The sequence below is a fragment of the Actinomadura sp. 7K534 genome (genome assembly GCF_004348575.1).
Lineage (GTDB): Bacteria > Actinomycetota > Actinomycetes > Streptosporangiales > Streptosporangiaceae > Spirillospora > Spirillospora livida.
This window is the reverse complement of the sequence record NZ_SMKB01000353.1, coordinates 1-5,522: the sequence shown is the minus strand read 5'-3', so window position 1 is coordinate 5,522 and position 5,522 is coordinate 1. Positions and strand designations below refer to the sequence as shown.

Below are 5,522 nucleotides of genomic sequence, written 5' to 3'. Positions count from 1 at the left end.
CCCCTGACCCCGCGCCCCCCGTACCCGGTGCCCGGAAGGCGGACGCCCGAGGGAGGCCGGCCGGGCATGGCGCGGCTAGCCGGTACGCGCGACGGGCTGATCTATTTCGGCGGTTTTTACGATCTTGTGCGGATGGTCGGATACCTTCCCAGGGTGACAGGCGTCGCGATCGCCGGGGTCTCCACCGGCCGCAACCGGCGCGCCACGGCGATGCAGCGGCGGGCGCGCCGGCCCGCAGCGGCCCCGACCAGCCGATCCCGGCACTTGTCGCTTCTTTACTCTCGATGTGCGATTACCCGCAATGTGCAATCATGTCGGCACCCCAGCCGCCTGTTTACTTCCGCTAAGTGAGTCCACATGCCGGGTCCAGGCAACGTCGGAGAACGTGTCCGCAACCTGCGGCTGACCAGACGCTTGTCGCAGGCACAGCTCGCCGGTCACGACCTTTCCGACAGCTACATCTCGTTGATCGAGTCGGGCAAGCGCACCCCGACGCCGACCGTCCTGCGCATGCTGGCCGAGCGCCTCGGCTGCACACCCGAGTACCTCGCCGAGGGCGTCGAACCGGAGCAGCGCGCCCACCTGGAGGTACGGGAGCGCCACGCGCACCTCGCGCTGCTGCGCGGCGACCCCGGCACGGCGGAGACGGGATTCGACGAGGTGATCGCCCGCAGCGACGATCCCGACCTGACCGCCCGCGCGCGCTGGGGCCGTGCCCGCGCCCTGGAGGAGCTGGGCCGCACCGACAACGCGATCGCGCTGTTCGAAGAGCTGCGCGAGCACGCCGAGAGGGACCCGGGCAGGGCGAGCTGGCTGCCGCCGGTGATCGCGCTGGCCCGCTGCTACCACTCGGTGGGCGACCTGGGGCAGGCCATCGCCCTCGGCGAACGCGCCGTCGCGCGGCTGCAGCACCTCGGGCTCGGGGTGGGTGAGGAGTACACCGAAGTCGGGCGGGTCCTCCTCCTCGCGTACGTGGACCGCTCCGCTCCGGCGCGCGCCCACGATCTCGGGCGCCGTCTCCTGCACCCGGAGGGCCCGGCGGACGAGCCGCTGAGCGTCCACTACCAGCGCGCCAGCATGCGCGCCCTGGACGAAGGCGCGATCGGCGACTCGCTCTACTTCGCCGACCAGGCCCTGGCCGCACGCAGCGACACCAGCCCGGCGCAGACCCGCGCACGCCTCTCCTTGGCCGCGGCCAAGGCGCTGCTCAGGGGAGTCACGCCGTTCTCGTCGGCCGCGCCGTCCGACGCGGTGCCAAGCGGTGAATTCGGATTCGAACGGCCTCGTCCCGAGGGGTCGCGCGAGGCCGCGCAGGAGGCCCTTGAACTCCTGGAGGAGACCGCCGATCTCGGTGGAGCCGAATCGACCGAGAGCACGATCGCTAAGGCCCGCGCGCTCGTGCTGATCGGCGAACTGGACGAGGCCATCGCGACGCTGGAACAGTTCCTCGACACGGGCATGGCCCTGGCCGCCCCCACGGCTACGTCCCATGCCGTGGCCCCGCAACCGGGCAGCGACCTGGCCGCACGTACGCAGAAGACCGTCCTGGCCCGTCTCGTCTTGGCGCGCGCCCGCGTCGCCCAGGGGGACCCGGCGGCCGCGCAGGTCGTGCTGCGCGCCGCATCGGAGCAGCTGGCGACCCTGCCCGCCGGCCGCCCGGCGGCGCACCTGCTCAGGGAGCTGGGCGAACTGTACGAACTCGTCCAGGACGCCGACTCCGCGGCGGCCGCCTACCGGCGGGCACTGGAGGCCGCCGGTCTCCGCGCCCCCCGCAACCACACCGCCGACCGCAACCTGGGCCGCGTCTAGCGCGCTGCCTGGTGCACCGCTCCGACCGTCCGGTGGCCGGCGGTCAGGACATGTCCACGGCGTCCAGGTCGAGGACGCGGGCGTGCAGGACGAGGCGCTGGTGCAGCGCGGCGCGCAGGGCCCGGTGCAGGCCGTCCTCCAGGTACAGCTCGCCCTTCCACTGGACCACGTGCGGGAACAGGTCGCCGTAGAAGGTGGAGTCCTTCGACAGCAGCGACTGCAGGTCCATCTCCCGCTTGGTGCTCACGAGCTGGTCGAGTCGTACCTGGCGAGGGGGGATCTTGGCCCAGTCCCGGGACGAGAGTCCGTGGTCGGGATAGGGCCTTCCATCACCCACCGCCTTGAAGATCACTCTTCGAGTCTACGGCGTCGCGGTTGCCCGGAGAAGGCAACGCAACAACATCCGTCACTCCACTTGCCTCCACTGGTAAACCAGTTACCGCCCAGCTCAGGGACGTGGTCATTAATCACCGTCGCTGGAGCCGGGGCCGCCGCGGGCCCTCCGCGGGCGGTGCGGTCGCGCGACGCCCGCGCCCGGCCTACCAGGTATTGATCTCCAGATCGCCCAGTTCGTGGACGGCGACGCGGTCCTCGACGGCGAGGATCGTCACCATCCGCTCGGCCTCCTCCGTCGTGACGAACCGGCCGTGCAGCTCCCGCTTCTCAGGGAAGGGCGCCTCCAGCCACAGCCGGGGCCCTTCGCGGCGCAGCTCGGCCGCCCACTCCCGCCGCTGCTCCGGGAACGTCTCGGGGGGCTTCATCTCCGGGCCGCCCATCCACATCATCTGGACGGCGTCGTCCGAGCGGCCGGCGAAGGTGAGGAAATAGCCGTCGACCGGCTCCAGACTCCGCACCCATATCAGTGCGTCGTCCAGCGTGACCGGCGACATCGGCCCGTCGCTCCGGTACCGGTTGTGCACCCGCACCATGAGCATCGGCGCGGACTCCTCCGGGCCGGCGACGAGGGTCGCGGCGCCGGTGTCCTCGCCGTGGAACAGCGGGCCCAGCCGCTCCCACAGGCGGTCGGCCGGGAGCGACACCTCCAGTTCGCTCCGGCCGTCCACGAGAGTGCCGTTAAAACGGTCCCAGTCGCGACGCAGCCGGAGCTCACGGTCCCGGACATCGCGCAGGAGGATCTCGATGCCTGGGGGGATGCTCTCCGCGTAGTTGTCCAGCACGGTCTCGGCGGAAATGACCACGTCCCGCGCCTTCGGGACGGTAATCCCGTGCTTGGGCCCGTTGTCCCGGGTGACCAGGGCGCGCGGCACCGGATCCCGGTCCCAGTGGCCTTCTCGTACGCTGAGGCCCTTGCCGAGGACGGCCCGCCGGAACCGCTCGGCGGGCTCCCCGTCGGCGACCTCGCCGCGGTATGCGGGAACGACCTGCAGGCCGCGCGCCCTGAGTTCGGGGTCGCGACTCTCCCAGAAGCCGGTCTGCCCGGGGCCGAGCAGCACGGCCCGGTCCAGTGCGAAGCCCGGCACGTCGATCGGCCTGGCGTGCACGGTGTCGCCGAACTCACCGTCCACCAGGTCGGCGACGGCGTCCAGCAGAGCTTCCATGACGTCCTCGCGGTACCCCCGGTTGGCCTTGGCGACCAGCACGCGGTCGTCGGTGAAGAGGTAGACGAAGGTGCCGACCTTCCCCTCTTCGACGAGGACGTCGTGCCGTCCGATGCGCCTGCTTTCCCAGTCCTGCGTGAAGCGCCGCTCTTTGGCGAGCGCGACAAGATCAAGCCCCATGCACCCGGACGCTAGTTCCCGCCAACGACACCCGGAAAGCAGAGAGGGCGGCACCGGTGGGTGCCGCCCTGTGTGACGTCTTGCCGTCAGGCGAGCGGAGGATGCGAGATTCGAACTCGCGAGCGCTTGCACGCAACACGCTTTCCAAGCGTGCGCCCTAGGCCACTAGGCGAATCCTCCACGGGGAAGCCTACCGGTTCCCGGGCAGTGACCTGACATCAATTACCGCGGAGACCGGAATCGGGCCGTAGACGTGCGGGAAGACCTCGTCGCCGGCGGGCTCGTAGCGCACGGGGGCGTCCAGCCGGGACACGTCGATGACCAGGAGGACCAGGTCGGAGCGGGGAACGCCGGTGTAGAAGCGGCCGAGTACGCCGCCCACCTGGGCCAGGTCCGACGAGCAGTGGACGAAGCCCTCCTCGTCCAGCGTGCGGCCGAGCGTCGACATGGCGTACGGCTCCCCCGTGTCGCGGGCGGCGTCCCAGTGGGGACGTTCGGCGATGTGGAGCAGCGTGGCGTGCGTCGGGACGGACATGAGGCGGAGACTACGCCGGAAGCGTGGCAATCCTGGGGGCGGGATGCCATAGACTCTGGGGCAGACCCCTCGCATGGCGTCACCCTGTGAACCTCCCCAGGGCCGGAAGGCAGCAAGGATAAGCAGGCTCTGGCGGGTGTGCGGGGGGTCCCTTGTTTGAAGGGTCACCGCGCTTGTGGCGCTCCGCTTCGCGAGGGAGGGCGGACCCCCGATGAGTCTGGCGCTGTACCGCAAGTACCGGCCAGCGACGTTCGCCGAGCTGAAGGGGCAGGAGCACGTCGCCGAGCCCCTGCAGCAGGCGCTGCGCAACGGCCGGATCAACCACGCGTACCTGTTCAGCGGTCCGCGCGGCTGCGGCAAGACGTCCAGCGCCCGCATCCTCGCCCGCTCGCTGAACTGCGAGCAGGGACCGACCCCGGATCCGTGCGGCAAGTGCGACTCGTGCGTCGCGCTCGGGCCCACCGGGACCGGGCACATCGACGTGATCGAGATCGACGCCGCCTCGCACGGCGGTGTCGACGACGCCCGCGACCTGCGGGAGCGGGCGTTCTTCGCCCCGGTGTCGGCGCGCTTCAAGGTGTACATCATCGACGAGGCGCACATGGTGACCCGGGAGGGCTTCAACGCGCTGCTGAAGCTCGTCGAGGAGCCGCCGCCGCACCTGAAGTTCGTGTTCGCGACGACGGAGCCGGAGAAGGTCATCGGGACGATCCGGTCCCGGACCCACCACTACCCGTTCCGGCTGATCCCGCCCGGCGTGCTCACCGAGCTCGTCGAGGAGATCCTGCGGTCGGAGGACGTCCCGTACGAGGCCGCCGCGCTGCCGCTGGCCGTCCGCGCGGGCGCCGGCTCCGCCCGCGACACCCTGTCGATCCTCGACCAGCTCCTCGCCGGGTCGGACGAGGCCGGCATCACCTACACGCGGGCCGTCTCCCTCCTCGGGTACACCGACTCCGCGCTGCTGGACGAGGTCATCGCGGCGTTCGCGGCCCGCGACGGCGCCGCCGTCTTCGCCGCCGTCGACCGGGTCGTGGAGAGCGGCCAGGACCCGCGCCGCTTCACCGCCGACCTGCTGGAACGCGTGCGCGACCTGGTGATCCTGTCGAACGTCCCGGAGGCCGGCGGCTCGGGGCTGCTGAACGTCGCGCCGGACGAGCTGGAGCAGATGCGGCGCCAGGCGTCGTCCCTCGGGCCGGGGGAGCTGACCCGCGCGGCGGACCTGCTGCACACCGGCCTCACCGAGATGCGCGGCGCGACGTCCCCGCGGCTGCTGCTGGAGCTGATCTGCGCGCGGATCCTCCTGCCCGCCGCGTACGAGGACGAGGCGTCGCTGTTCGCCCGCCTCGACCGCCTGGAACGCCAGGCCGCCCAGGGCGGCCCGGTGGACGCTCAAACCGGCGGCATGACACCGTCGCCCGCACCGCCGCCCCCGCGGGTAT

General features: G+C 71.4%; 5 protein-coding genes, 1 tRNA gene and 1 other RNA gene. 3 read left to right on the top strand and 4 right to left on the bottom strand.

All coding sequences use genetic code 11. From position 1 onward, the window contains the following. Nucleotides 1-357 precede the first annotated feature (357 nt). Nucleotides 358-1,809, top strand: a complete 1,452-nt coding sequence (locus tag E1266_RS35170; RefSeq protein ID WP_132054586.1) for a helix-turn-helix transcriptional regulator — start codon at nucleotides 358-360, stop codon at nucleotides 1,807-1,809. Nucleotides 1,810-1,852: 43 nt separating this feature from the next. Here E1266_RS35170 and E1266_RS35165 read toward each other — a convergent pair whose 3' ends face one another. The 4 genes from E1266_RS35165 to E1266_RS35150 all read right to left on the bottom strand — a co-directional run bounded on the left by E1266_RS35165 (nucleotide 1,853) and on the right by E1266_RS35150 (nucleotide 4,083). After that, nucleotides 1,853-2,161, bottom strand: coding sequence for a type II toxin-antitoxin system VapB family antitoxin (locus E1266_RS35165; protein WP_132054584.1), 309 nt, complete (start codon nucleotides 2,159-2,161; stop codon nucleotides 1,853-1,855). Between the two features lie 187 nt (nucleotides 2,162-2,348). Further along, nucleotides 2,349-3,548: a hypothetical protein gene (locus tag E1266_RS35160; RefSeq protein ID WP_132054583.1), complete on the bottom strand. Its 1,200-nt coding sequence runs from the start codon at nucleotides 3,546-3,548 to the stop codon at nucleotides 2,349-2,351. A 95-nt stretch (nucleotides 3,549-3,643) separates the two neighbouring features. After that, nucleotides 3,644-3,728 (bottom strand) — tRNA-Ser (locus E1266_RS35155). A gap of 10 nt (nucleotides 3,729-3,738) precedes the next feature. Further along, nucleotides 3,739-4,083 (bottom strand): DUF952 domain-containing protein, encoded by a 345-nt coding sequence (locus tag E1266_RS35150; protein WP_132054581.1) that lies wholly within the window; start codon nucleotides 4,081-4,083, stop codon nucleotides 3,739-3,741. A gap of 60 nt (nucleotides 4,084-4,143) precedes the next feature. On the opposite strand from E1266_RS35150, the gene ffs reads away from it, so the two are divergent. Next, nucleotides 4,144-4,239: signal recognition particle sRNA small type (ffs, locus tag E1266_RS35145), an RNA gene on the top strand. Nucleotides 4,240-4,294: 55 nt separating this feature from the next. Beyond that, nucleotides 4,295-5,522 (top strand): DNA polymerase III subunit gamma and tau (locus E1266_RS35140; RefSeq protein WP_132054579.1); only part of this gene is annotated, 1,228 nt, incomplete at its 3' end.